This window comes from Rossellomorea orangium (genome assembly GCF_019334305.1).
Taxonomy (GTDB): domain Bacteria; phylum Bacillota; class Bacilli; order Bacillales; family Bacillaceae_B; genus Rossellomorea.
Genome location: NZ_JAHWGH010000006.1, coordinates 57,116 through 79,966 on the forward strand (window position 1 = coordinate 57,116; position 22,851 = coordinate 79,966).

Sequence of the window (22,851 nt, forward strand, 5' to 3'; positions counted from 1 at the left end):
CTTATAAAGCGGAGGCGGCTTGAACAGAGACGACAAGCATTTCTGGGCAATCAGAAGAGGGTGCTTTTTACCCTCAGCTGATTGAACTGAAATGACCTCGAGTCTCTAGCCGCCGGAGCTGGATTGCAGTCTACTGGTAATAGTAGATGCAACAATTGGTCGATATTCGGCTTTCTTGACATCAATCCTTTATCTAGTTTTCAGGGAATAAATATTATATGAAAATATAAAAAAAGCCTTGAAAAATAATATATACACGATATAATAGTACTTGTCCTTAAAAAAGAGACAATACATAGTCTGGTGACAATGGCGAAGAGGTCACACCCGTTCCCATGCCGAACACGGAAGTTAAGCTCTTCAGCGCCGATGGTAGTTGGGGGATCTCCCCCTGTGAGAGTAGGACGTCGCCAGGCATATCGTTCCGCAGTAGCTCAGTGGTAGAGCTATCGGCTGTTAACCGATCGGTCGCAAGTTCGAATCTTGCCTGCGGAGCCATTATATGGAGAGCTGTCCGAGTGGCCGAAGGAGCACGATTGGAAATCGTGTAGACGGTTAACGCTGTCTCAAGGGTTCAAATCCCTTGCTCTCCGCCATCTAAATTTTAATTAAGGCCCATTGGTCAAGCGGTTAAGACACCGCCCTTTCACGGCGGTAACACGGGTTCGAATCCCGTATGGGTCACCAAAGTTTCTTGCAAAAGCAAAATAATTTACCATTACATAACGGAGGATTAGCTCAGCTGGGAGAGCATCTGCCTTACAAGCAGAGGGTCGGCGGTTCGATCCCGTCATCCTCCACCATGATTTTTTGCGAAGCGTAAGCGGAGTAAAATAATTTTCCTTAATTATTATATGTAAAGTAACACATTTTATCGTCGCGGGGTGGAGCAGTTCGGTAGCTCGTCGGGCTCATAACCCGAAGGTCGCAGGTTCAAATCCTGTCCCCGCAATACCATTTTTGCTTGTTATTAGTAAGAGATTAGCATTAATCTTTTATGAGTGACGCAAGGATAGTTATTTTCGCTAGCGCGAAAAAACTTTGGTCCGGTAGTTCAGTTGGTTAGAATGCCTGCCTGTCACGCAGGAGGTCGCGGGTTCGAGTCCCGTCCGGACCGCCATTTTATTTTTACATAGTGGCTCAGTAGCTCAGTTGGTAGAGCAATGGACTGAAAATCCATGTGTCGGCGGTTCGATTCCGTCCTGAGCCACCATTTATTTACTTGATGCCGGTGTAGCTCAACTGGTAGAGCAACTGACTTGTAATCAGTAGGTTGGGGGTTCAAGTCCTCTTGCCGGCACCAGTCAAGTGATTTAGCTGGAGGGGTAGCGAAGTGGCTAAACGCGGCGGACTGTAAATCCGCTCCTTCGGGTTCGGCAGTTCGAATCTGCCCCCCTCCACCAAGATTTTTTACGAAGCGAGAGCGGAGTAAAATAATCTTCCTTAAACTACACGCAAGAAAACATGTGTGTTTCATATAGGGGTATAGTTTAACGGTAGAACGAAGGTCTCCAAAACCTTTGGTGTGGGTTCGATTCCTACTACCCCTGCCAATTTTATATTCTTCATGGCGATTGTGGCGAAGTGGTTAACGCACCTGATTGTGGTTCAGGCATTCGTGGGTTCGATTCCCATCAGTCGCCCCATTAAAGTCACATTTTTATTTCCGTGACATATACTAACAGTGGGCTATAGCCAAGCGGTAAGGCATCGCACTTTGACTGCGACATGCGTTGGTTCGAATCCAGCTAGCCCAGTAGTGCGGAAGTAGTTCAGTGGTAGAACACCACCTTGCCAAGGTGGGGGTCGCGGGTTCGAATCCCGTCTTCCGCTCCAATAGTAAGGCGGCATAGCCAAGTGGTAAGGCATGGGTCTGCAAAACCCTGATCACCGGTTCAAATCCGGTTGCCGCCTCCAAATGTAATGCCGGTGTGGCGGAATTGGCAGACGCGCACGACTCAAAATCGTGTTCCTCTGGAGTGCCGGTTCGATCCCGGCCACCGGTACCACATCGCGGGTGTAGTTTAGTGGTAAAACCTCAGCCTTCCAAGCTGATGATGAGGGTTCGATTCCCTTCACCCGCTCCAACTTACATACGACAGACTTTCTCTTTATGAGGAAGTCTTTTTTATTGTTTTTTATAAGGCTGTTTTCGCAAAGATTGTTGCTATTAATATACAAACTAAAATTCTCGAATGCTCTGTCATTTAGGGAGTGGGAGTGGTGCAGGAGGTGATGGGTACAGTCCCGCTTTCCACGGACGTTCGGCCAGAGCCTCCTCAGCCAAAACCGCAATGCACACTGCCTAAACCAATACAAACCACCAAAAACCCCAACTACATTATTTACCCTCACCACCACCAAACCAAAACCCATCTAGTCAAAATAGTGCACCTTCTTCGTCAATTGAGTTCCCCTTTTTAAGAAAGCGCTACCATTATAATGAAAGAAAGCGATTACATGATTAAGGGTGGTGATACGGGTGGAACCGAAAATTCAGACTGGACCAGTAAGCCCAGATGTACAAATGAAGGCAGTGACAAAGAAGAAGTTTAAGTATAAAAGCTTACTGACGTACGCTGCCTTTGTAGGACCGGCACTTTTATTTTTCTTAGTGATTCAGATTCTTCCATTCTTGATGGGGGTGTATTATTCATTTACCTCATGGAATGGTGTAAGCTCGGTAGTCGAGTGGGTTGGATTCGATAACTACAAAAAAATCTTCACGGATGATAAGACGTTTTTTAATTCGTTCATGTTTACGACGAAGTTCATGTTTGCAGCTGTGATCATCAGTAACTTGATAGGATTCGGATTTGCTTTGCTGCTCAATGCTGCCTTGAAGACGAGAAATATTCTCAGAACTGTGTTTTTTATTCCGAACGTCATTGGTGGATTGTTACTCGGGTTCATCTGGCAGTTCATCTTTGTTAAAGGATTTGCATCACTCGGGAATATGACGGATATTGGATTCTTTAAAATGCCGTGGTTGGGTGATGAGAAGACGGCGTTCTGGGGAATTGTCATCGTATTTGCCTGGCAGATCTCAGGGTACATGATGGTCATCTACGTGGCAGCGTTACAAGGGGTCGACAATTCACTCCTTGAAGCAGCGAAGATGGATGGGGCATCGAACTGGACGCTTCTTACAAAGATCATCATTCCATTGATCTTACCGGCTTTCACGATTTGTTTCTTCCTTACGATCTCAATGGCCTTTAAGATATTCGATCTGAACATCTCGCTGACAGGCGGTGGGCCGTTCAACTCCACGCAATCTGTTGCGATCAATATTTATCAGGAAGCATTCCAGAATAATCGTTATGGTCTCGGGACTGCGAAATCGATTCTGTTCTTTGTGGTAGTGGCCGTGTTTACGACGGTTCAGGTGATGGTGACGAAGAAGAAGGAGGTTGAGGCATAATGATCAATCGCTATACGAAGAGAACGTTTGTATTAGAAATCATCGGAATTGTGATCGGGCTCATTTTCCTTATCCCTTTTTACTTCGTATTGATCAACTCGGTAAAACCGTTCGCAGCGATTCTAATCGATGCGGCGGCGTGGCCAAAGGAATTTGTGTTCTCTAACTATGCAAAAGTGTGGGAAGTCATCAATTTCCCCCGGGCTTTCTGGAACTCCCTTGTCATCACGGTTTTCAGCAACCTCGGATTGGTAATCATCAGTTCAATGGCAGCATGGAAAATGGTGCGTACGCCAGGGAAATTCAGCAAAATCTTATTCGTAGTCTTTGTGTCAGCCATGGTCATCCCGTTCCAGACGGTGATGATTCCCTTGATGAAGGTTGGGGGAACGTTAGGCCTTACGAACAGCATTCCAGGTTTGATCATCATGTACTTCGGATTTGGTGTACCGCTTTCCTTGTTCTTGTATCACGGGTTTGTGAAAACCGTACCGATTGAAATCGAGGAATCAGCGATGATAGATGGCTGCAGTCAGTTTGGCGTGTTCTGGAGAATCGTCTTCCCATTACTGAAGCCTATCACAGTTACGGTGATCATCCTGAACACATTATGGATTTGGAATGATTATCTGCTCCCACTACTGGTGTTACAGGATGCGGAGCTACGTACAATCCCACTGGCAGCAAGCTCGTTCTTCGCCCAGTATACGAAGCAATGGGATATGGGTCTTGCGGCACTCGTTCTCGGGATCACACCGATCATCATCTTCTTCCTATTTTTACAGAAGCATATTATCAAAGGAATAGCGTCAGGTTCGATCAAGTAGATATAAAGTTTCTGTCGAGATGGTCTATCATTGATACAGAAATTTATATAAAATAATTTATATCAGGGAGGTCAATCCATTTATGAAGCGTATTTTATTACTATGTATGTCTTTGGTTTTAGTATTTGGAATTATTGCAGGTTGTTCTTCTAAAGACAAAACAAGCAGTTCTGGCGGGGATTCAGGTTCAGGTGATGATGTCGTGACATTGAACTTCTTCCAGTTCAAGGTTGAAATTGCCGATCAGCTTCAAGAAATGATCAAGGAATTCGAAGCAGAGCATCCGAACATTAAGGTGAAGCTTGAAACCGTGGGTGGAGGAGCCGATTACGGTGCAGCACTTAAAGCGAAATTTGCTTCTGGTGAAGAACCGGATATTTTCAACAATGGTGGATTCAAAGAGTTAGAGCTTTGGAAAGAAAAGCTTGCCGATCTTTCTGGTGAGCCATGGGTAGAGCACGTCCTTCCAATCGGGAAAGTGCCGATGACGGATGAAGACGGTAAGCTATACGGCATGCCGGTTAACTTAGAAGGATATGGATTTGTATATAACAAAGACTTATTTGAAAAAGCAGGGATCACTGAGCCTCCTGCGACGATTGATGAATTGAAAGATGCAGCGAAAAAGCTTGAAGCGAAGAAAATCACTCCATTCTCAGCTGGTTACGGCGAGTGGTGGGTTATTGGTCAGCATTTACTGAACATTCCATTTGCACAGCAGGATGATCCGGATAAGTTCATCGCAGGACTTTATGATGGATCTGAGAAGATTGTAGGGAACGAAAAGTTCAAGCAGTTCAAAGAGGTTCTGGACACAGAGCTTAAATATGCAAATGATAATCCATTAACTACGGATTACAATACACAAGTAACGCTGTTTGCTTCTGGTGAAACTGCTATGCTTCAACAAGGAAACTGGACGGAGAACATGATCACGGAAATCAATCCTGATATCAACATGGGCTTCCTTCCGATTCCGATCAGCAATGACGACAGTGCAGATCGCCTGCCTGTAGGTGTACCGAATAACTGGGTGTTGAACAAGAATTCAGAGCACCTTGAAGAAGCGAAAACATTCTTGGAGTGGATGGTCTCTTCTGAAACAGGAAAGCGTTATATCACGGAAGAATTTGCGTTCATCCCTGCATTTGATAATATCGAGCCAAATGGTCTTGGTGACTTGGGTCAATCCATCCTTGACTACTCTAAGGACGAGAAAACGATTCCTTGGACTTGGTTCAAATGGCCGGATGGTGCGAATAAAGAATTCGCAGCAACGATCCAGGAATATGCAGCGGGTAAAATTGATTATGATACTGTACTTGAGCGATTCCAACAAACGTGGGATAACCTGAAGTAAACAGAATAGTAGAAAGCATGTCTATTGAAGGCATGCTTTCTATTTTATAAGTTTAGTAGGAATATTTCGAAAAAACACTTTCAAGAGCAGGGAAAAACACTTTATACTAGGGTATAAGTGAGACCTGGGAGGTCCGTCCCTCATGTTAAAGACAAGCATTCGGAATAAGCTGATCGCACTGTTGATGATTACGACGATTGTGCCGTTCGGCAGTTCGATCATTATTACATATTTGTATACAAAGGATTCGATAGAGGAGCAGGTGGTAAAGGAGAGCAGTAATCTGCTCTACCAGGGGAAGGTGAATTTGGAGAGCTATATCAATGAGCTCAACGGATTGACTCTCTCACTCTATAATAATCCAGATTTTATTAATTTCATGAGATCGCCAAGTAAGGAGAATAATTACTTGACGATCGGCATCGTGAAGAATATTGTGCAAACGATTCTCTATACAGGAGATACAATCAACGGTGTACGTATATCCTTTGCTGACGGTGACCGGGTCATCTCTGCAACGAAGCGTTCCACAGTTGTATTCTCTAATAGAATAAAGGATTCACAGTGGGAATACTTCCGGAAGGCTGAGCGAAGCCCATATAACATGTACATTGAACCAACCTATAGTCAGGAAGAGGAGAATATTAATCGGTCGAAGGAAATCATCACGATTCACCGGGCATTCAGAAACGTTCCGGGCGATGAAGTGCTTGCGTATATTTCCCTGGATATTTCACCGGATAAAATCATTGATTTGAGCAGGAATCTATATAATTCTGACTCAGAGGAATTCTACCTCCTGTCTTCAGAAGGGGAAATGATTTACAGCTCAGACCAAGATGTATCGGATGATGGAAACAACCAGAAGTGGATTAAAAGGATAATGGAGTCAAAAGATGTTTCAGGGACGCTTGAATGGAAGGAAGATGCGTTCAATGGGGTGATGATGTTCGATCAGCTCCCTGCTTCAGCCGGCGGGTGGTTCCTCGTGAAAAGGGTATCTTATGCAAATCTTTACGAAAGTGCCTTTAGTGTGGCGAAGATCAATATTTTGTTTGGGGTCCTTGGACTGACCCTTGTGGTCCTGGCGACATTATTTGTTTCATTTAAAATTACTTCTCCGATCAGGATTCTGCTTTCAAATATCCAAGAAGTTGAGAAGGGGAATATGAAGGTCCAATCCAAAGCATTCGGTTCCGATGAAATTGGGATCCTAGGATTCCGTTTTCAGCAGATGATTGAGCGGATTAACCATCTGATCAACCGTGAATATAAGCTGGAACTAGAAAATAAGACAAATCAATTAAAGGTGCTTCAATCTCAGATCAATCCGCATTTTCTTTACAATGCGCTTCAATCCATCGGGACGATTGCCTTAAAGAACAAGGTACCGCAAATTTACTCCTTGATCACCCACCTGTCGAAGATTATGAGGTACGGGATGAATATGGAGGAGGATGTGGTTCCGTTAAGCAAGGAGATCAATTATACAAACGCCTACCTCCTTTTACAGAAAGAGCGGTTTGGCGAGAACCTTGAGTACAGGGTTGAAGTCGATGAAGAGGTGAAGGAGGTTCAGGTTCCAAAGATGATCCTGCAGCCACTCATTGAAAATTATTTTAAACATGGGTTTGACATCCGTGATGGAGTGGGGCGAATCTTTCTGAACTGTTATAGGGATAGAGAAGAGCTGGTGATGGTTGTCCATGACAACGGAGTGGGTGTGACGGCAGAAAGGCTACAGGAAATTGAGGAACACTTCAAAGCCGATGCATGGAATAAAACCGGGGATGAGACCAGCATCGGTCTGAAGAATGTATATGTAAGGTTAAAGCTCTACTTTGACCATAAGGCTACCCTATTGCTTCAGAATCATGAAGATGGAGGCTTCATGGTCACGATGAGGATGCCAATACGAATGGAAGGTGAAGCAAATGAAAGCAATCATCATTGACGATGAAAAACATGTGCGTGAAGGGTTACTTTTATTAGCAGAATGGGATAAGCATGGTATCCACACCATCCTGGAGGCGGAAGACGGGGACGAAGCCATCGAATTGATCACAGAGCATAGGCCGGAGATCATCTTTACAGACATGAGGATGCCGAAGCGTGACGGTATCAACTTATTAAAATGGCTTCATGCCTCTGACCTTACAAGTAAAACCATCGTTGTTAGCGGGTATGATGATTTTGAATATATGAGAAATGCGATCTATTATAAAAGCTTTGATTACATCTTGAAACCGATCGAGCCTGATGTCCTGAATGAAACACTTGGTAAAGCCGTGAAAGAGTGGAATGAGCATGCACGATCAAGAAAATCCCAGGTCGAGGAAAACAGGGTCATGAATGAGGCAAAGCCTCTATACTGGGATCGGTTTTTTTCAAGCCTCTGTGCCAAGGAGAGCATTACGGCAGAGATGGTGGAAAAGGTCGAAAGAGAGTTTGGTGTTTCATTACGACAGATAGAGAAAACGGTTGCGCTCCTGCCGATCAAGCCGATTGTGATGAAATCCTTTCAAGGTGACAGGGACCTTGCATTTTTTACCCTCATCAATATCTGCAATGAGCTCTTGCGTAAGCAGAATGAGGGGGTATGCTTCCGGAACAGCAATAAAGAAGAAGAACTTGTCATTCTGTTCTGGAATCAAAAAAACATACCGTATTTGCTAAAGGAAATCTATTCTTTAATCTATCAATATAGCAAGGTCTTTACCATTTTGGCACTTGGGAAGAAGTCGGAAAAAGTGAATGAAGCATACGAATCCGCTCTCGAAGTATTTTCTAGGCACAATCTGCTCGCCCAAAATAAGATTGTCACCCATCAGGATGTGATGGAAGGTTCGCTCCTTCATTTATTGGATCACTCCCATGAAATGAAGTGGGCGATCCGTTCAGGCAGCAGACAGCAGGTACACTCCCAGCTTGAAGAGATTTTCAGTCAATTGGAAAGCAGTCATACCCTTTCATTGGAGCAGCTAAAAGTATGGGAGGATCAATTTGAATTACTTCGGAACAATTGGTTGAAAGAGTATCAGATCAAACGTCAGGAACCATTCTACAGGGGCATGGACTATTGGAACGAAGACGGTTCTTTTTCGTATAGGAAATTTAAAGAAGAGAAGTCAAAAGAATTTTTCGAGCTCATACAAACCCTGACAGACGTGAAATATCAGAAAGAAAAAAATAATATGCAGCAGATCGAGGAATACCTGCAGCAGCATTACCAGGAAGATATCAATCTTCAGGAAATGGCCGACAGATTCTTTTTGAGCAGGGAATATATTTCACGGAAGTTCAAACAGGATTATGGAGCCACCATCACGGATTATGTCACGAATATCCGGATGGAGAAGGCAAAGAAGCTCTTGGAAAATCCTTATTTGAAGATATATGAAGTAGCCTACGGTGTAGGCTATGGGAATGAAAAGTATTTCAGTAAGGTTTTTAAAAAACACGCTGGTGTCACACCAAATGAATACCGGCATGCCCAAATATAAACATGGAGGTTTTACAATGGTAAACGTAACAGTATGGAATGAAAATCGTCATGAACAGAAGAATCCGAAAGTGAGAGAAGTGTATCCTGAAGGCATTCATGGTGCCCTTGCATCCTTTCTTGGAGAAGCGTCCTACAATGTGAAAACCGCTACACTGGATGAGGGAGATCACGGATTGACCGAAGAAGTACTGGAAAGCACGGATGTATTGGTTTGGTGGGGACATATCGCCCATGATGAAGTGAAGGATGAAGTCGTTGAAAGGGTGAAAGAGCGTGTCCTTGACGGAATGGGATTGATCGTCCTTCATTCAGGTCATTTCTCGAAAATCTTCAAAACCTTGATGGGAACTTCCTGTGATTTGAAATGGCGTGAAGCCGATGAGAAGGAACGAATCTGGATCGTGGATCCGAGTCATCCGATCACGGCCGGTCTAGGGGAGTATTTCGAGCTTGAAAAAGAAGAAATGTATGGCGAGCACTTTGATATCCCTGCTCCTGATCAGCTTGTGATGGTGAGCTGGTTCGAAGGGGGAGAAGTGTTCAGAAGCGGATGTACATATCAGCGAGGGAATGGAAAGGTATTCTACTTCCGTCCGGGGCATGAAACGTACCCGACCTACTACAATGAAAATGTCCAAAAGGTCATTGTGAATGCAGTGAAATGGGCATCACCGGTCGATCATGCAAGACCTGTATACGGTAATGCGCAGCCATTAGAAGAAATCAAAGGTTCTAAATAGAGGAGGAAAAATCATGAATACATTAAAAATCGGAGTGATAGGATGCGGAAGCATCGCAAAACACCGCCATCTTCCAGAGTATGCGAACAATGAAAACGTAGAGGTTGTAGCCGTCTGTGACATCGTCGAGGAACGTGCATGGAAAATCGCTGATGCAGTGGGAGCGAAAGCGTATACAAATTATAAAGAATTACTGGCAAATGCTGAAGTGGACGCTGTGAGTGTCTGTACTCCGAACTATCTGCATGCACCGATTTCCATCGATGCGTTGAATGCAGGGAAGCATGTATTATGTGAAAAACCGATGGCGACTTCAAGGGAAGAAGCTCAAAGCATGATCGATGCCGCGGATAAAAACGGCAAAAAACTGATGATCGCTCACAATCAGCGCTTTGTTCCTTCTCATCAAAAGGCGAAACAGCTTATTGAAAGCGGGGAAGTGGGTAAAATCTACAGCTTCCGTTCTGCTTTTGGCCATGGCGGACCTGAAGGCTGGAGTGCTGATGGAAAGGACAGCTGGTTCTTTAAAAAGGATGAGGCATTCATCGGTGCCATGGGAGACCTTGGTGTTCATAAGACAGATCTTCTCCGCTATATTCTGGGAGAAGAATTTGCAGAAGTCGGTGCCTTCGTTGAAACAAGTGCCAAGGAAAATGCCGATGTGGATGATACGGCTGTCTGTGTATTGAAAACCGAAAGCGGCACGATCGGTACCCTTGCAGCAAGCTGGTCCTATGTGTCAAAGGAGGATAATTCTACGATTATTTATGGAGAGAAAGCGATCCTCCGCTTAGAGGATGATCCGGTAAACTCTCTTATCGTTCAATATGTGACCGGGGAAGTAGTGAAATATGAGCTTGGAGGCATTCAAACGAATGACGAAGGCGGCCAGACGAATTCCCGAGTAATCGATCAATTTGTTCAAAGTATTCTTCAAAATGAAGAGCCTCCTATTACGGGTGAAGAAGGAAAGAAATCTCTTGAGGTGGTTTTATCTGCCCTGGAATCAAGTGAAACAAAACGGATCGTAAAATTGTAAAAGAGGTGAATGCAGCGATGACTAAACTTCGGATGGGCGTGATCGGCGTCGGGGGCATAGCCCAGACGCGTCACATCCCTACTTTTATCAAACTATCAGATTCTGTTTCGATTGAAGCGATCAGTGATATCAACCCTCTCACGGCCCAAACCGTGGGAGAGACCTTTAACATCCCCAATGTGTTCAGCGATTATCGGGATATGTTCGAGCATGTGGATGCCGTGACGATCTGCACGCCGAATAAATTTCATGCAGAGATCACGATTGCTGCCCTCGATGCAGGTCTTCATGTGTTTTGTGAAAAGCCGATGGCGATGACTCCGGAAGAATGTGAAAAGATGATTGAAGCGGCGGAGAAATCTGGTAAGGTTCTAGCCATCGCTTATCATTATCGCTTTATGAAGGACTCCCGTGCTGCGAAGCGGGTGATCATGGAAGATGAGATCGGAGAGCCGATGGTGGCAAGGGCAAGGGCGATCCGCCGCCGCAAAGTACCTGGATGGGGAGTGTTCACCAACAAGGAACTTCAAGGCGGTGGCAGCCTGATCGACTATGGCTGTCACTTCCTCGATCTATCATTATGGCTGCTTGGAAATCCGACGCCTGTTGAAGTAACGGGTACGACGTATAACAAGCTTAGTAGAATGCCAGATCAAGTGAATCAATGGGGAGATTTCGATAAAGGCAGTTTTGAAGTGGATGACCATGTGACTGCTTATATCAGGTTCGATAACGGTGCGTCCATGCTTTTTGAGACATCCTGGTCCGCAAATGTGAAGAGTGACGAAGAAAGCATGAGTATCTCAGGGGAAACGGGTGGAATCGATTTATTCCCGTTCCAGATGAACCAGATGAAGCACGGTATGCTACTGAATAGTGAAGCGGATTGGGTACCGGGGGAGGATGACCCAAGTCTCCCTCAGGCCCAAAACTTTATCAACAGCTGTCTAGGCTTAGAAGAACTTATCGTCAAACCTCAGGAAGCCATGCAAGTGTCCCAAATCATTGATGCCATCTACAAAAGCAGTGAAACCGGACAAAGCATCACATTGAAATAGGAGGAAGCGTAAATGAAACTTGGTGTATTTACTGTATTATTCTCACAAAAGAATTTGGAAGAAATGCTCGATTATGTAAAAGAAGCGGGACTTCACGCTGTGGAAATTGGCACGGGAGGATATCCCGGGAATGCCCATTGTGACCTGGATGCCCTTTTGGAGAGCGAAGAAAAAAGAAATGAATACTTAGAGAAAGTCACATCAAGAGGGCTTCAGATCAGCGCCTTCAGCTGTCACGGGAACCCGATTTCACCCGACGCTGCCTTCGCAGAAGAATCCCATGCGGCCCTTCAGAAAACGATCAAGCTTGCCGGATTTATGAACGTACCGGTCGTGAACTGCTTTTCAGGGACTGCAGGTGACCATGAAGGGGCAAAGCATCCGAACTGGCCGGTATCCCCTTGGCCGAATGAATATGGAGATATTCTTAAATGGCAGTGGGAAGAAAAGCTGATTCCTTATTGGAAAGAGATAGGGAAGCTTGCTGAGGAAAACAACGTAAAAATCGGTCTCGAGCTCCACGGGGGATTCCTTGTACATACTCCGTATACGTTATTGAAGCTTCGTGAAGAAACGTGTGAGGCAATCGGTGCAAACCTTGACCCGAGTCATCTGTGGTGGCAGGGAATCGATCCGGTTGCAGCGATTAAGATCCTCGGTAAAGAAAATGCGATTCACCATTTCCATGCGAAAGATACGTATATCGACCAGGATAATGTGAACATGTACGGTCTCACGGATATGCAGCCATACGGCAGCATCCAGACACGGGCGTGGTCCTTCCGTTCTGTAGGATGCGGACATTCATTGCAGGAATGGTCCGATATGATGAGTGCCCTGCGCACATTCGGATACGACTATGTCGTCAGCATCGAGCATGAGGATCCGATCATGTCGATTGAAGAAGGCTTCGGCCGTGCGGTGAAGAATTTGAAATCTATCTTGATTGAAGAACAACCGTCGGATATGTGGTGGGTGTAGGGTTGAAGCAGAGGGTCCTATTATGGGGCTCTCTTTTTTTGTGTGAGGCATGTTGGATTTACCTTTTATTGTAAAATGGCTGGATTATTAGTGAAAGCGGCTTGTTTTTTATTAGAAACGGCCGGATTACTCACGATTTCCGCTGGATTATGTGTGGAACCCGCCGGATTATGAACCATTATGGCTGAATTCACCCCGCCACGGGAAAAGCCCAAGCATATAATGGAAGGTTCCGCTACAAATCCCCTTGAGGGAAATCAAAAAAGATCCCTGTAAAAAGGGATCCTCTCTGAACTATCCACCAACCACTTCAAACGATCCTTCGCCACCGTGGATGCTGATAAACATATCCATCAATGATTTCGTCAGTTTCTCGCTTTCTTCTCTGGAAAGGGAGGGCTTCAAGAAAATGATCTGTACGGCATTCTTCGTTTCTTCTCTAACCGGTGCACGGTCAGAGTCGACGAAGGGACTTCCGAAAGGTCCGTTCCCGTCACAGGCGACGATGAGGTTTTCCAGTGAATTCTCCCGACCGTTGAGTCCGGTGTACGTTTGACCGGGATCCCCGACTTTCAATGCTACTTGTTCTCCGGATAGTTGATCCTTATCGTATATTCCGATGGGAACTTCATATTGAAGGGAGAAGAAGTTGTTAAGGTCGATGGCAGAGTTAATCGTCGTCAAATAGTTTTGTTTTTTGACCCGGCGAAAAAGTGCTTCTGCTGAATGGCGGTAGCGATTCGGATCTTTACCAGTCTTCTTGAAGATATCCCGCCACACGGCAATCCCTTCCAACTCAGTAACGCTTTTATCATGAAGATCAAAGAAGATTGATTCCTGGAAAAGCTGGAGCCGTCCCTTCAGCATTTGAGGAGAAGAGCTGACTTCGATATGATGATAGTGAATGAATCCGACTTTGAAATCGGGGATTTTACTTGTAATGGATGAATCTATTGTGATTTCCACTTATTTTCCCTCCACATTTGTTTTAAAATAGTTTATCATAATACACATTGCTAATTCACGTGTGCGCGTCGCTAAAAAATCAGGAAGGAGGTAGGTGTAATGGATATAGATCAGTTAAAGCAGGATATCATTGCGTATAGTAAGGAGATTGGAATAGATAAGATTGGATTTACCACTGCCGATACGTTCTCGGAAATGAAAAACAGGCTTCTCCGTCAGGAAATGATGGGATATCAATCAGGCTTTGAGGAAAAGGATATTGAGAAGCGGGTGGAACCTGCTTTGATTTTTGATAAGCCGAAATCGATCATTGCCATTGCTCTTGCCTATCCTTCTAAAATGAAGGATGCTCCTCAAAGTAAGCGGGGAGAAAGACGGGGGATCTTCTGCAGGGCATCATGGGGGACGGATTATCACCATGTGCTGAGGGATCGCCTTTCGAAGCTCGAGGAATATATCGTATCCAGGATTCCCGAGGCACGTTTTAAGTCCATGGTCGACACGGGAGAGCTGGTGGACCGTGCCGTGGCAGAGCGGGCGGGCATTGGTTGGAGCGGAAAAAACTGTTCCATCATCACTCCTGAATTCGGATCCTACGTCTATTTGGGGGAAATGGTGACGAATCTTCCCTTTGCCCCGGATACGCCAATGGAGGATCAGTGCGGAACATGCAATAAATGCGTGGACGTCTGCCCAACGGGGGCCCTTATTGAAGGCGGACAGCTGGATGCACAGAAATGCATTGCCTTCTTAACCCAAACGAAGGGCTTTCTTGCGGATGAATACCGGATGAAGCTTGGAAACCGTCTGTACGGATGCGACACCTGCCAAACCGTATGCCCCGAGAATAAAGGGATGGACTTTCATTTTCATGAAGAGATGGAGCCGGATCCGGAAATTGCCAAGCCTTTATTAAAGCCGTTATTAACGATCAGTAACCGTGAGTTCAAACAGAAATACGGGCATGTTTCAGGGTCATGGAGAGGGAAGAAACCCATTCAGCGCAATGCCATCATAGCCCTGGCTCATTTCAAGGATACAACAGCGATAGATGATCTGATCGAGGTCATGAAAAAGGATGTAAGACCAGTCATGAGAGGCACGGCTGCCTGGGCCCTTGGAAAAATTGGAGGGGAAAAAGCCGAAGAAATCCTTCTTAAACATCAGGAAGTGGAAACAGATGAAGAAGTGTTAGCAGAAATTCAGAAGGGTCTGGAATTGCTGAGACCTTGATATATTTGGATGAACTCATATTTGCCATGAGTTCATCCTTTTTAGTTTTGAACAGAGGATGGTGAGCATAACAATAAGGGAGGAGGGAAGACGATGATCAGAAAGCTGTTAATGGAGAAGGTCCAACATGTGATCGCTGAATATACTTCTCGAAATCAGTCAGATTATTATAATGACAAAGTGACAAGAAAGAAAGAGTCATGCAGGCAGCGACACGCGGAAATTGTGAAGGTGGATGCAACAGGGAAGATTCAGCGTATCACACATCAAAGAGACGAAACTCAAAGCATTTTATATGATGTTCACTATAAATATCTCATCAAACATGGAGACCTGCTCTATTTGGAAGAGGAAGTAGAGAATCGGAGCGGCGTCTTTTACAAAGATAAGATTTATGAAGATAGAGAGATCGAGGTCAAAAGAGATGAGGGTCTGGAAGAAGAAGAAGAGGATATGATTTGTGAAGAAAAGGACAGAGTGACGTACAGTTATGACCGGCTCAGTGCCGTTCAATATGCCGAACGCTGGTGGAACAGCTACAATCCTGCATATAAGAAGTTTGAGAATGATTGTACGAATTATATTTCACAATGCCTTCATGCAGGGGATGCACCGATGCGGGGATACCCGACAAAGGGTAAAGGCTGGTGGATGAGGAATCAAAGCTGGAGCTACAGCTGGACGGTGGCGAACTCCTTAAGGTGGTATATCCCGAATTCGACGATTGGGCTTCGGGGAAGGCTTGTAGATGACCCAAAAGAATTGAAGCTCGGAGATGTGATCTGCTATGACTTTGAAGGGGACGGACGTTTCGATCATACGACTATCGTCACAGGGAAGGACGCAGCCGGTGAACCCCTCGTGAATGCCCACACGTTCAACAGCCGGATGAGATATTGGAAATACGAAGACTCAACGGCGTATACGCCCAATATGAAATATCGATTTTTTACAATAGTAGATGACCGTTAAGTGTTGTTCTATGTAGAAGAAATGGTATAATGTCACTTAGAGTTTTATGAATGAGGTGACATTGACATGGGAGTACATGTTGTATTATATCAACCAGAAATCCCTGCAAATACGGGGAATATTGCAAGAACGTGTGCAGCTACGGATACGACCCTGCACTTGATCCGTCCACTCGGATTCTCGACGGATGATAAAATGTTAAAGCGTGCCGGCCTTGATTACTGGCAGTTTGTAAACATCGTTTATTATGATTCCCTTGAAGAGTTCTTCGAGAAAAATGAAGGTGGAGAGTTCTTCTACTTAACCAAATACGGAAAGATCCCTCACACGAATTTTGATTACAGTGTGGAAGACAAGGATTATTTCTTTATCTTTGGACGCGAAACATCCGGGCTTCCGGATGATGTCATCCAGAACAATCTGGATCGTGCCCTGCGCATTCCGATGAACGAGAATGTACGTTCATTGAACCTGTCCAATACAGCGGCGATTTTGATTTATGAAGCGTTAAGACAAAGAAATTATCCAGGACTCTTATAAAAACCGAGGAATGAAAATCATATGATTTTCATTCCTTTTTTTATTTGGCTTATACTAAGGGGAAGAAACGAGAGGGAGAGAGTACATAATGAATGAAACCATTGAAACGATTCTTAAGCATCGATCCATACGACAATTCAAGAATGAAGCATTGAGTGAAGAGCACATCCGGACGATTGTTTCCAGTGCCCAGGCTGCAAGTACATCAAGCTATATTCAAGCCTACACGATCATCGGGGTGAAGGATCCTGAGAAAAAGAAAAAGCTTTCAGAGCTTGCGGGAAATCAAAGCTACGTCGAAGCAAATGGTCATTTCTTCGTGTTCTGCTCTGATTTATACCGCCATGAAAAGATCGGTGAATGGGAAGGAGCTGACGTCATCCCATCATTGGAAAGCACGGAAAAATTCATGGTGGCAGTCATTGATGCGTCCCTGGCTGCTCAAAATGCATCGATTGCCGCTGAATCAATGGGACTTGGCATTTGTTATATAGGCGGGATCCGAAATGATCTGGAATCGGTGAGTGAGCTGCTCGGATTGCCGGACAGGGTCATCCCATTGTTTGGACTGGCTGTCGGTATCCCGGAAGATCATTCGGATGTGAAGCCGAGGCTGCCGATGGAATCCATTTATCACGAGGATTCATATCAAGGTGATGAAGCATATATGAAAGAGGGCCTTGACCGCTATGATGAAACCATTTCTGCCTATTATCACGCACGTACAGCAGGGAAACGGTCGGATCGTTGGACAGGCCAGATGGCGAAAATGCTGTCGGGTAAAAAGCGGATGTATATGAAGGATTTTGTGGAGAAGAAAGGGTTTAATAGAAAATAGGCTTAACTGAACTAAACAAAAAGAACTGACCTCATCAGAGATCAGTTCTTTTTCGCTTTAGAGGGTCGCCTCTGAACGAGCCGCCTCCGCTTTAGTTTGAACCCGGTTTATCATTATATCCAGCAGTGAAAATCGCTACTAAGAACGTTAAAGATACACCTATGATCATTACAGTACCCATGTTTTATAAACCTCCCAGTTTACTTATTCCACAGTCTGTCTTTAGTATAGCCTATTTTTAATTTGATGTGAACGAAAGTAGGATTTTTTTTGCAGTTTTATGACAAATAAAGAAACCGTTTTATTTTTCAGGGCCTATCCCAGTGTTTGCAGTCATGAAAGACACTTTGTCTTTAATAAATATATCTTCTTAACATGTTCGGGTGAACAAGCGCATAAAGTATATTAATCGTCTCTCATTAAGCGACAGGGGGAGGTCCTTATGGATATTTTAAAGAAAATCGAACATTACCGAGAAGAAGAAGAGAAACTGAAATGGGAAGGGACGTTTGCTCAGTATTTAGACCTGCTGAAAGAGAAGCCTTGGATTGGGCAATCCGCTCATTCAAGAGTCTTTAATATGATTAAAGATGCCGGGGTTGAGGAGGTCGAGGGAAAACGGAAGTACAAATTCTTCAGCAATCAATTATTTGGCTTAGAAGAGGCGCTGGAAAGACTCGTTGAAGAATACTTCCATCCTGCTGCGAAACGGTTAGACGTGAGAAAGCGGATCTTATTATTGATGGGTCCGGTGAGTGGAGGGAAATCAACTCTCGTTTCCATGCTGAAACGGGGCTTGGAGCATTATTCCCGAACTGAAAGAGGAGGCGTATTCTCCATTAAAGGGTGTCCGATGCATGAAGATCCACTGCATCTGATCCCTCAGCACTTACGTGAAGATTTTTATGAAGAGTATGGGATCCGCATTGAAGGAAATCTCTCTCCGTTGAATACGATGCGGTTGGAGAAAGAGTATCATGGCCGCATTGAAGACGTCCAAGTGGAAAGAGTCTTCTTCTCAGAAGATAAACGTGTAGGAATTGGTACATTCAGTCCATCTGATCCAAAGTCACAGGATATTGCCGATTTAACAGGAAGCATCGACTTCTCGACGATTGCCGAATTTGGCTCTGAATCGGATCCGCGTGCTTACAGATTTGACGGGGAATTAAATAAAGCAAATCGTGGTTTAATGGAATTCCAGGAAATGCTGAAGTGTGATGAAAAGTTCTTATGGCACTTATTATCTCTTACCCAGGAAGGGAACTTCAAAGCTGGCCGGTTTGCCCTGATTTCAGCCGATGAGCTGATTGTGGCTCATACGAATGAAACGGAGTACCGATCCTTCATTTCGAATAAAAAGAATGAAGCCTTGCATTCACGTATCATCGTCATGCCGGTTCCTTATAACCTGAAGGTCACCCAGGAAGAAAAAATCTATGAAAAAATGATCAATGAAAGTGATGTCTCGAATGTGCATGTCGCCCCTCATACGTTAAGGGTGGCTGCGATGTTCACGATTCTCACTCGCTTAAAAGAACCTAAGCGCGGTGACATCGACCTTATTAAAAAGATGCGCCTCTACGATGGTGAGAACGTTGAAGGATTCAATTCCGCCGACGTCGATGAAATGAAGAAGGAATACCAGGATGAAGGCATGAGCGGAATCGATCCGCGTTATGTGATCAACCGCATCTCTTCCACGATCATTCGGAAAGAGGTACCTACTATCAACGCCCTGGATGTCCTTCGTGCCCTGAAAGAAGGGCTGGATCAGCATCCATCCATTACAAATGAACTTCGTGACAAGTATTTAAACTTCATATCACTTGCACGGAAAGAGTATGATGATATCGCCAAGAAAGAAGTTCAGAAAGCCTTCGTATATTCATATGAAGAGTCTGCGAAAACCCTTATGGATAACTATCTCGATAATGTGGAAGCGTACTGTAATAAAGCAAAGCTTCATGATCCGTTGACGGGTGAAGAAATCAACCCGGATGAAAAGCTGATGCGTTCGATTGAGGAACAGATCGGAATTTCGGAAAATGCGAAGAAGGCATTCCGTGAAGAAATCCTCATCCGTATCTCAGCCTATGCACGTAAAGGGAAGCGTTTTGACTACAATTCACATGACCGCTTGAGAGAAGCCATTCAGAAGAAGCTATTCGCTGACTTGAAGGACGTTGTGAAAATCACTACTTCTTCGAAAACGCCGGATGAGCAGCAACTGAAGAAAGTAAATGAGGTTGTTGCCCGTCTTATTGATGAACATGGCTACAACTCGACATCTGCGAATGAACTGCTCCGCTATGTAGGAAGCTTATTGAATCGTTGATCGAAAATGAAACCAGGAGGCGTCAGATGCCTCCTGGTTTTTCGTTATAGCTTTTTTCGTAAATTGTAGCTTTTAGATGTGGCGCGTAGTCGTTGCTTACAGCAAGTAGTGCTCGCTTTCCACGTGGCTCGCGGTGAGAAACTGCTGGTCCAATTAACTTTTAACTTTAATAGTACTAATCCATTTTTCTTAACTGATGTTCATGAACCATTCTGCTCTGTCAACACTTGCTGATTTAGAGGGTGACGGGAACTGCGTAGACTCCTACGGAAAACGGGCGTGCCGAGACCCCGGAAGCGTTCTTTGCTGAGGAGGCTCGGCCGAACGTCCGTGGAAAGCGGAGCAGTTCCCGTCACCCTTGCGCACACTCTTTATGACACAGAGCATTCGCAAACCAATTCTGTGTATGTATAACAACAATCTTTTGCGAAAAGAGACTTTGTCATAGTTTATCTTTTTCAGATGAAGGGAAAAGTAGTATCCAAAGAGGTGAAGAGATATGAGTAAGAATAAACATGAACTGGATAAAAATTTTGAACCTGAAAATGGCTCCATGGCACATGACATGGAAGAAATGAAGCAGTTAGGAAAGCAAATGGACAAGCTCAGGACAAATGAAGAACTGAAAGAGGATAAAAAACAGCCCGATCCCGTCCAATATAAAAAGCAGGATAAGGAATAGTTGACGGAAAACTCTGAATATAATAACCTAAAGATAGAGAGCTGGGCCTTTTAATAAATGAAGGTGGGTTGATAAGATGTCTGTCGAACCTAAACCCCGGATAGAAGCGCAACCTCTTAACGGAAGCATGGCCTCCAATATGGAGGAAGTCATTAAGCTTGGGAAACAAATGGAGAAGTTACGTTCCAGTGGCGAATTAAAGTTGCATAACCGAGTGTCAGATCCAGCTCAATATGAAGAAGAAGCTTAATCAGGTGTTATTGCCTGGTTATTTTTTTTGTGTTAAATGATGCTGTCAGTCAAGCTCCAACTGGACATAAAAGAACCCAAAGACAAGCCCTATGAAAAATAGGCTTGTCCAAACATAAAAGAACGATTAATTGTCGAAATTATTTGTAAATTTATCAATACTTCTGCATAGGATAGAGTAATCCCCGTTTCACTTCATGGGATACGTGCAGATTAGACAGTCAACATAGTGTATGCAGGAAAATGAAAAAATGTGAAAAAAATTAAGGAGGGGAATAATTTGAGTCAAATGGATAATCATCAGTTTGTCATTTCCAAGGAAGATTGGGCCCTCCACCGCAAAGGTCACGATGATCAACAAAGACATCAGGAGAAAGTACAGGATGCCATCCGCAATAATCTACCAGACTTGATCACGGAAGAAAACATTGTCATGTCCAATGGCCGAGACGTTGTCAAAATCCCGATTCGTTCGTTAGATGAATATAAAATTCGTTACAACTACGATAAGAATAAACATGTCGGGCAGGGAGACGGCGAGAGTCAGGTAGGGGACGTCATTGCAAGGGACGGCTCGCAGCAACAGCAGGGTCCTGGAAAAGGTCAAGGGGCCGGAGATAAAGCCGGTGAAGATTATTATGAAGCAGAAGTATCAATGCTTGAGATTGAAGAAGCCTTATTCAGCCAATTGGAGCTACCGAACCTGAAGAAGAAAGAACAGTATGTCCAAACCGTCGAGCATATTGAGTTTAACGATATCCGTAAAACAGGCCTAATGGGGAATATAGATAAGAAGAAGACGATGATGTCTGCCTTTAAGAGAAATGCCATGAAAGGAGCACCAAGCTTTCACCCGATCTTCACTGAGGATCTTAAGTTCAGAACATGGAATGAAGTATTAAAGCCGGAATCGAAAGCCGTCGTATTAGCGATGATGGATACGAGTGGCAGTATGGGAGTATGGGAGAAATATATGGCAAGGAGTTTCTTCTTCTGGATGACCCGTTTCTTACGCACGAAATATGAAACCGTCGAGATTGAATTTATCGCTCATCATACGGAAGCCAAAGTCGTATCCGAAGAGCATTTCTTCTCGAAGGGAGAGAGCGGAGGAACCATCTGCTCGTCAGCTTACCGCAAAGCGCTGGAGCTCATAGATGGCAAGTATCCTCCAAGCCGTTATAACATTTATCCATTCCATTTCTCCGATGGGGATAATTTGACGTCCGACAATGTGAGATGCGTCAAGCTTGTAGAAGAATTAATGAAAGTTTCCAGCATGTTCGGATACGGGGAAGTGAATCAGTATAACCGTCATTCCACGCTGATGTCGGCCTATAAAAATATTAAAAATGACGATTTCCGTTACTACATCCTGAAACAAAAAGCCGATGTATTCCATGCCATGAAGAGTTTCTTCCACAAGGAGCAGGAAAAAGCATTCGCGTGAGAAAAACCAGCCGATGAGGCTGGTTTTTCACTGTCATCTACAAATATGATTACATATGAAAATAGTAGGCAGTTTTAGTTTCTAAGTGTTAAAATAGAAAGAGATTTCTTAAAACATTCTATAAACGGTGAGGTTTATCATGACAAGTGAAAGTCAAGAAATTCAACAACTAAAGCAAGAGATAAAGGAATTGAAAGAACAGCTGGCTCAATCTGAGCAGTTGATCATGGACATCTCAGCCCCCATCATCCCGTCCATCGTTCCTGAAACCATATTAGTCCCTATTACTGGAAGGCTCAGTCCCGAGCGATTTGAAATGATTATCTCAAAGATATTGGACGTGTCATATGGAGGTGACATCAATACCATCATTGTGGACTTCTCTGCGGTATCAGAGAAGGAAGTTGGTGAAATTGATATCTTCGGCACTTATATTGATAACATGGCCAAGGCCATCGGCTTAATGGGGATTGAAACCCTCTTCGTTGGCTTTACCCCGTCCCTCACTCAAGTGATGATAAATTCAGGAATTAAAGAACTGCAGGGAATCAAAACGTTCCTGACATTCCGTACAGCACTTCAGTATTTGATGAGGGAGAAAGATATAGAATTTCAGAAAGTGGATCAATAAAAACCAGCCCAAAAGGTT

The 22,851-nt window shown here is 44.3% G+C and carries 19 protein-coding genes, 16 tRNA genes and 1 rRNA gene; 35 read left to right on the forward strand and 1 reads right to left on the reverse strand.

Features of this window, described 5'->3' with window-relative positions:
* The first annotated feature begins 299 nt into the window (after positions 1-299).
* The 26 genes from rrf (at position 300) to KYJ26_RS02830 (ending at position 12,934) form a co-directional block, all read left to right on the forward strand.
* Positions 300-416 (forward strand): 5S ribosomal RNA (rrf, locus tag KYJ26_RS02705).
* A 7-nt stretch (positions 417-423) separates the two neighbouring features.
* Positions 424-498 (forward strand) — tRNA-Asn (locus KYJ26_RS02710).
* A gap of 6 nt (positions 499-504) precedes the next feature.
* Positions 505-596: transfer RNA gene (locus KYJ26_RS02715), tRNA-Ser, on the forward strand.
* Between the two features lie 16 nt (positions 597-612).
* Positions 613-687, forward strand: a tRNA-Glu gene (locus KYJ26_RS02720).
* A gap of 40 nt (positions 688-727) precedes the next feature.
* Positions 728-803 (forward strand) — tRNA-Val (locus KYJ26_RS02725).
* Between the two features lie 75 nt (positions 804-878).
* Positions 879-952 (forward strand) — tRNA-Met (locus KYJ26_RS02730).
* Between the two features lie 91 nt (positions 953-1,043).
* Positions 1,044-1,120 (forward strand) — tRNA-Asp (locus KYJ26_RS02735).
* Between the two features lie 17 nt (positions 1,121-1,137).
* A tRNA-Phe gene (locus tag KYJ26_RS02740) sits at positions 1,138-1,213 on the forward strand.
* A gap of 14 nt (positions 1,214-1,227) precedes the next feature.
* Positions 1,228-1,303: transfer RNA gene (locus tag KYJ26_RS02745), tRNA-Thr, on the forward strand.
* A gap of 16 nt (positions 1,304-1,319) precedes the next feature.
* Positions 1,320-1,403, forward strand: a tRNA-Tyr gene (locus KYJ26_RS02750).
* Positions 1,404-1,479: 76 nt separating this feature from the next.
* Positions 1,480-1,553 (forward strand) — tRNA-Trp (locus KYJ26_RS02755).
* A 17-nt stretch (positions 1,554-1,570) separates the two neighbouring features.
* Positions 1,571-1,646: transfer RNA gene (locus tag KYJ26_RS02760), tRNA-His, on the forward strand.
* Positions 1,647-1,685: 39 nt separating this feature from the next.
* Positions 1,686-1,757, forward strand: a tRNA-Gln gene (locus KYJ26_RS02765).
* A 4-nt stretch (positions 1,758-1,761) separates the two neighbouring features.
* Positions 1,762-1,836: transfer RNA gene (locus tag KYJ26_RS02770), tRNA-Gly, on the forward strand.
* A gap of 7 nt (positions 1,837-1,843) precedes the next feature.
* Positions 1,844-1,917 (forward strand) — tRNA-Cys (locus tag KYJ26_RS02775).
* Positions 1,918-1,925: 8 nt separating this feature from the next.
* Positions 1,926-2,009 (forward strand) — tRNA-Leu (locus tag KYJ26_RS02780).
* A 4-nt stretch (positions 2,010-2,013) separates the two neighbouring features.
* A tRNA-Gly gene (locus KYJ26_RS02785) sits at positions 2,014-2,087 on the forward strand.
* A 440-nt stretch (positions 2,088-2,527) separates the two neighbouring features.
* On the forward strand, positions 2,528-3,424 hold the full coding sequence (locus KYJ26_RS02790) for a carbohydrate ABC transporter permease (protein WP_257474862.1): 897 nt from the start codon (positions 2,528-2,530) through the stop codon (positions 3,422-3,424).
* Positions 3,424-4,251: a carbohydrate ABC transporter permease gene (locus KYJ26_RS02795; protein ID WP_219165804.1), complete on the forward strand. Its 828-nt coding sequence runs from the start codon at positions 3,424-3,426 to the stop codon at positions 4,249-4,251. The genes KYJ26_RS02790 and KYJ26_RS02795 overlap by 1 nt, the downstream gene beginning before the upstream one ends.
* An 82-nt stretch (positions 4,252-4,333) precedes the next feature.
* Complete coding sequence (locus tag KYJ26_RS02800) at positions 4,334-5,611, forward strand: ABC transporter substrate-binding protein (protein ID WP_219165805.1); 1,278 nt, start codon at positions 4,334-4,336, stop codon at positions 5,609-5,611.
* Between the two features lie 142 nt (positions 5,612-5,753).
* Positions 5,754-7,565 carry a sensor histidine kinase gene (locus KYJ26_RS02805; RefSeq protein ID WP_219165806.1) on the forward strand — a complete coding sequence of 604 codons (1,812 nt, stop codon included), beginning with the start codon at positions 5,754-5,756 and terminating at the stop codon, positions 7,563-7,565.
* The gene (locus KYJ26_RS02810) at positions 7,546-9,114 is read left to right on the forward strand and encodes a response regulator transcription factor (RefSeq protein ID WP_219165807.1); all 1,569 of its coding nucleotides are present in this window, start codon (positions 7,546-7,548) and stop codon (positions 9,112-9,114) included. The genes KYJ26_RS02805 and KYJ26_RS02810 overlap by 20 nt, the downstream gene beginning before the upstream one ends.
* Before the next feature lie 16 nt (positions 9,115-9,130).
* A complete protein-coding gene (locus KYJ26_RS02815) occupies positions 9,131-9,856 on the forward strand; it encodes a ThuA domain-containing protein (protein WP_219165808.1) in 726 nt (241 codons plus the stop codon).
* Positions 9,857-9,869: 13 nt separating this feature from the next.
* Positions 9,870-10,895 (forward strand): Gfo/Idh/MocA family protein, encoded by a 1,026-nt coding sequence (locus tag KYJ26_RS02820; protein ID WP_219165809.1) that lies wholly within the window; start codon positions 9,870-9,872, stop codon positions 10,893-10,895.
* 17 nt (positions 10,896-10,912) lie between these two features.
* Complete coding sequence (locus tag KYJ26_RS02825; RefSeq protein ID WP_219165810.1) at positions 10,913-11,953, forward strand: Gfo/Idh/MocA family protein; 1,041 nt, start codon at positions 10,913-10,915, stop codon at positions 11,951-11,953.
* 12 nt (positions 11,954-11,965) lie between these two features.
* The gene (locus KYJ26_RS02830) at positions 11,966-12,934 is read left to right on the forward strand and encodes a sugar phosphate isomerase/epimerase family protein (protein WP_219165811.1); all 969 of its coding nucleotides are present in this window, start codon (positions 11,966-11,968) and stop codon (positions 12,932-12,934) included.
* 294 nt (positions 12,935-13,228) lie between these two features.
* Here KYJ26_RS02830 and KYJ26_RS02835 read toward each other — a convergent pair whose 3' ends face one another.
* Entirely contained in the window at positions 13,229-13,900 is a 672-nt protein-coding gene (locus KYJ26_RS02835) for a B3/B4 domain-containing protein (RefSeq protein WP_219165812.1), read from the reverse strand.
* Positions 13,901-13,999: 99 nt separating this feature from the next.
* Between KYJ26_RS02835 and queG the strand changes: the two genes are divergently transcribed.
* From queG to KYJ26_RS02880, 9 genes are all read left to right on the forward strand, one after another.
* Positions 14,000-15,133, forward strand: a complete 1,134-nt coding sequence (gene queG, locus KYJ26_RS02840; RefSeq protein ID WP_219165813.1) for a tRNA epoxyqueuosine(34) reductase QueG — start codon at positions 14,000-14,002, stop codon at positions 15,131-15,133.
* Between the two features lie 93 nt (positions 15,134-15,226).
* Positions 15,227-16,105 carry an amidase domain-containing protein gene (locus tag KYJ26_RS02845; RefSeq protein WP_219165814.1) on the forward strand — a complete coding sequence of 293 codons (879 nt, stop codon included), beginning with the start codon at positions 15,227-15,229 and terminating at the stop codon, positions 16,103-16,105.
* A gap of 66 nt (positions 16,106-16,171) precedes the next feature.
* The gene (gene trmL, locus KYJ26_RS02850) at positions 16,172-16,645 is read left to right on the forward strand and encodes a tRNA (uridine(34)/cytosine(34)/5-carboxymethylaminomethyluridine(34)-2'-O)-methyltransferase TrmL (RefSeq protein WP_219165815.1); all 474 of its coding nucleotides are present in this window, start codon (positions 16,172-16,174) and stop codon (positions 16,643-16,645) included.
* An 88-nt stretch (positions 16,646-16,733) separates the two neighbouring features.
* On the forward strand, positions 16,734-17,483 hold the full coding sequence (nfsA, locus tag KYJ26_RS02855; RefSeq protein ID WP_219165816.1) for an oxygen-insensitive NADPH nitroreductase: 750 nt from the start codon (positions 16,734-16,736) through the stop codon (positions 17,481-17,483).
* A 442-nt stretch (positions 17,484-17,925) separates the two neighbouring features.
* Entirely contained in the window at positions 17,926-19,821 is a 1,896-nt protein-coding gene (locus KYJ26_RS02860; protein ID WP_219165817.1) for a PrkA family serine protein kinase, read from the forward strand.
* A 499-nt stretch (positions 19,822-20,320) separates the two neighbouring features.
* The gene (locus tag KYJ26_RS02865) at positions 20,321-20,503 is read left to right on the forward strand and encodes a hypothetical protein (protein WP_219165818.1); all 183 of its coding nucleotides are present in this window, start codon (positions 20,321-20,323) and stop codon (positions 20,501-20,503) included.
* 76 nt (positions 20,504-20,579) lie between these two features.
* A complete protein-coding gene (locus KYJ26_RS02870; protein ID WP_219165819.1) occupies positions 20,580-20,753 on the forward strand; it encodes a hypothetical protein in 174 nt (57 codons plus the stop codon).
* Positions 20,754-21,041: 288 nt separating this feature from the next.
* Positions 21,042-22,202 (forward strand): sporulation protein YhbH, encoded by a 1,161-nt coding sequence (yhbH, locus tag KYJ26_RS02875; protein ID WP_374939747.1) that lies wholly within the window; start codon positions 21,042-21,044, stop codon positions 22,200-22,202.
* A gap of 139 nt (positions 22,203-22,341) precedes the next feature.
* The gene (locus KYJ26_RS02880; protein ID WP_219165821.1) at positions 22,342-22,833 is read left to right on the forward strand and encodes an STAS domain-containing protein; all 492 of its coding nucleotides are present in this window, start codon (positions 22,342-22,344) and stop codon (positions 22,831-22,833) included.
* Positions 22,834-22,851: the final 18 nt, after the last annotated feature.

Excerpts from the sequence above, each read along its gene's own strand:
- KYJ26_RS02860 (WP_219165817.1), top strand. The coding sequence starts at position 17,926 with ATGGATATTTTAAAGAAAATCGAACATTACCGAGAAGAAGAAGAGAAA.
- KYJ26_RS02880 (WP_219165821.1), top strand. The coding sequence starts at position 22,342 with ATGACAAGTGAAAGTCAAGAAATTCAACAACTAAAGCAAGAGATAAAG.
- KYJ26_RS02865 (WP_219165818.1), top strand. The coding sequence starts at position 20,321 with ATGAGTAAGAATAAACATGAACTGGATAAAAATTTTGAACCTGAAAAT.
- KYJ26_RS02795 (WP_219165804.1), top strand. The coding sequence starts at position 3,424 with ATGATCAATCGCTATACGAAGAGAACGTTTGTATTAGAAATCATCGGA.
- KYJ26_RS02830 (WP_219165811.1), top strand. The coding sequence starts at position 11,966 with ATGAAACTTGGTGTATTTACTGTATTATTCTCACAAAAGAATTTGGAA.
- yhbH (WP_374939747.1), top strand. The coding sequence starts at position 21,042 with ATGGATAATCATCAGTTTGTCATTTCCAAGGAAGATTGGGCCCTCCAC.
- KYJ26_RS02815 (WP_219165808.1), top strand. The coding sequence starts at position 9,131 with ATGGTAAACGTAACAGTATGGAATGAAAATCGTCATGAACAGAAGAAT.
- trmL (WP_219165815.1), top strand. The coding sequence starts at position 16,172 with ATGGGAGTACATGTTGTATTATATCAACCAGAAATCCCTGCAAATACG.
- KYJ26_RS02790 (WP_257474862.1), top strand. The coding sequence starts at position 2,528 with ATGAAGGCAGTGACAAAGAAGAAGTTTAAGTATAAAAGCTTACTGACG.
- KYJ26_RS02820 (WP_219165809.1), top strand. The coding sequence starts at position 9,870 with ATGAATACATTAAAAATCGGAGTGATAGGATGCGGAAGCATCGCAAAA.
- KYJ26_RS02810 (WP_219165807.1), top strand. The coding sequence starts at position 7,546 with ATGAAAGCAATCATCATTGACGATGAAAAACATGTGCGTGAAGGGTTA.
- queG (WP_219165813.1), top strand. The coding sequence starts at position 14,000 with ATGGATATAGATCAGTTAAAGCAGGATATCATTGCGTATAGTAAGGAG.
- nfsA (WP_219165816.1), top strand. The coding sequence starts at position 16,734 with ATGAATGAAACCATTGAAACGATTCTTAAGCATCGATCCATACGACAA.
- KYJ26_RS02805 (WP_219165806.1), top strand. The coding sequence starts at position 5,754 with ATGTTAAAGACAAGCATTCGGAATAAGCTGATCGCACTGTTGATGATT.
- KYJ26_RS02845 (WP_219165814.1), top strand. The coding sequence starts at position 15,227 with ATGATCAGAAAGCTGTTAATGGAGAAGGTCCAACATGTGATCGCTGAA.
- KYJ26_RS02800 (WP_219165805.1), top strand. The coding sequence starts at position 4,334 with ATGAAGCGTATTTTATTACTATGTATGTCTTTGGTTTTAGTATTTGGA.
- KYJ26_RS02825 (WP_219165810.1), top strand. The coding sequence starts at position 10,913 with ATGACTAAACTTCGGATGGGCGTGATCGGCGTCGGGGGCATAGCCCAG.
- KYJ26_RS02870 (WP_219165819.1), top strand. The coding sequence starts at position 20,580 with ATGTCTGTCGAACCTAAACCCCGGATAGAAGCGCAACCTCTTAACGGA.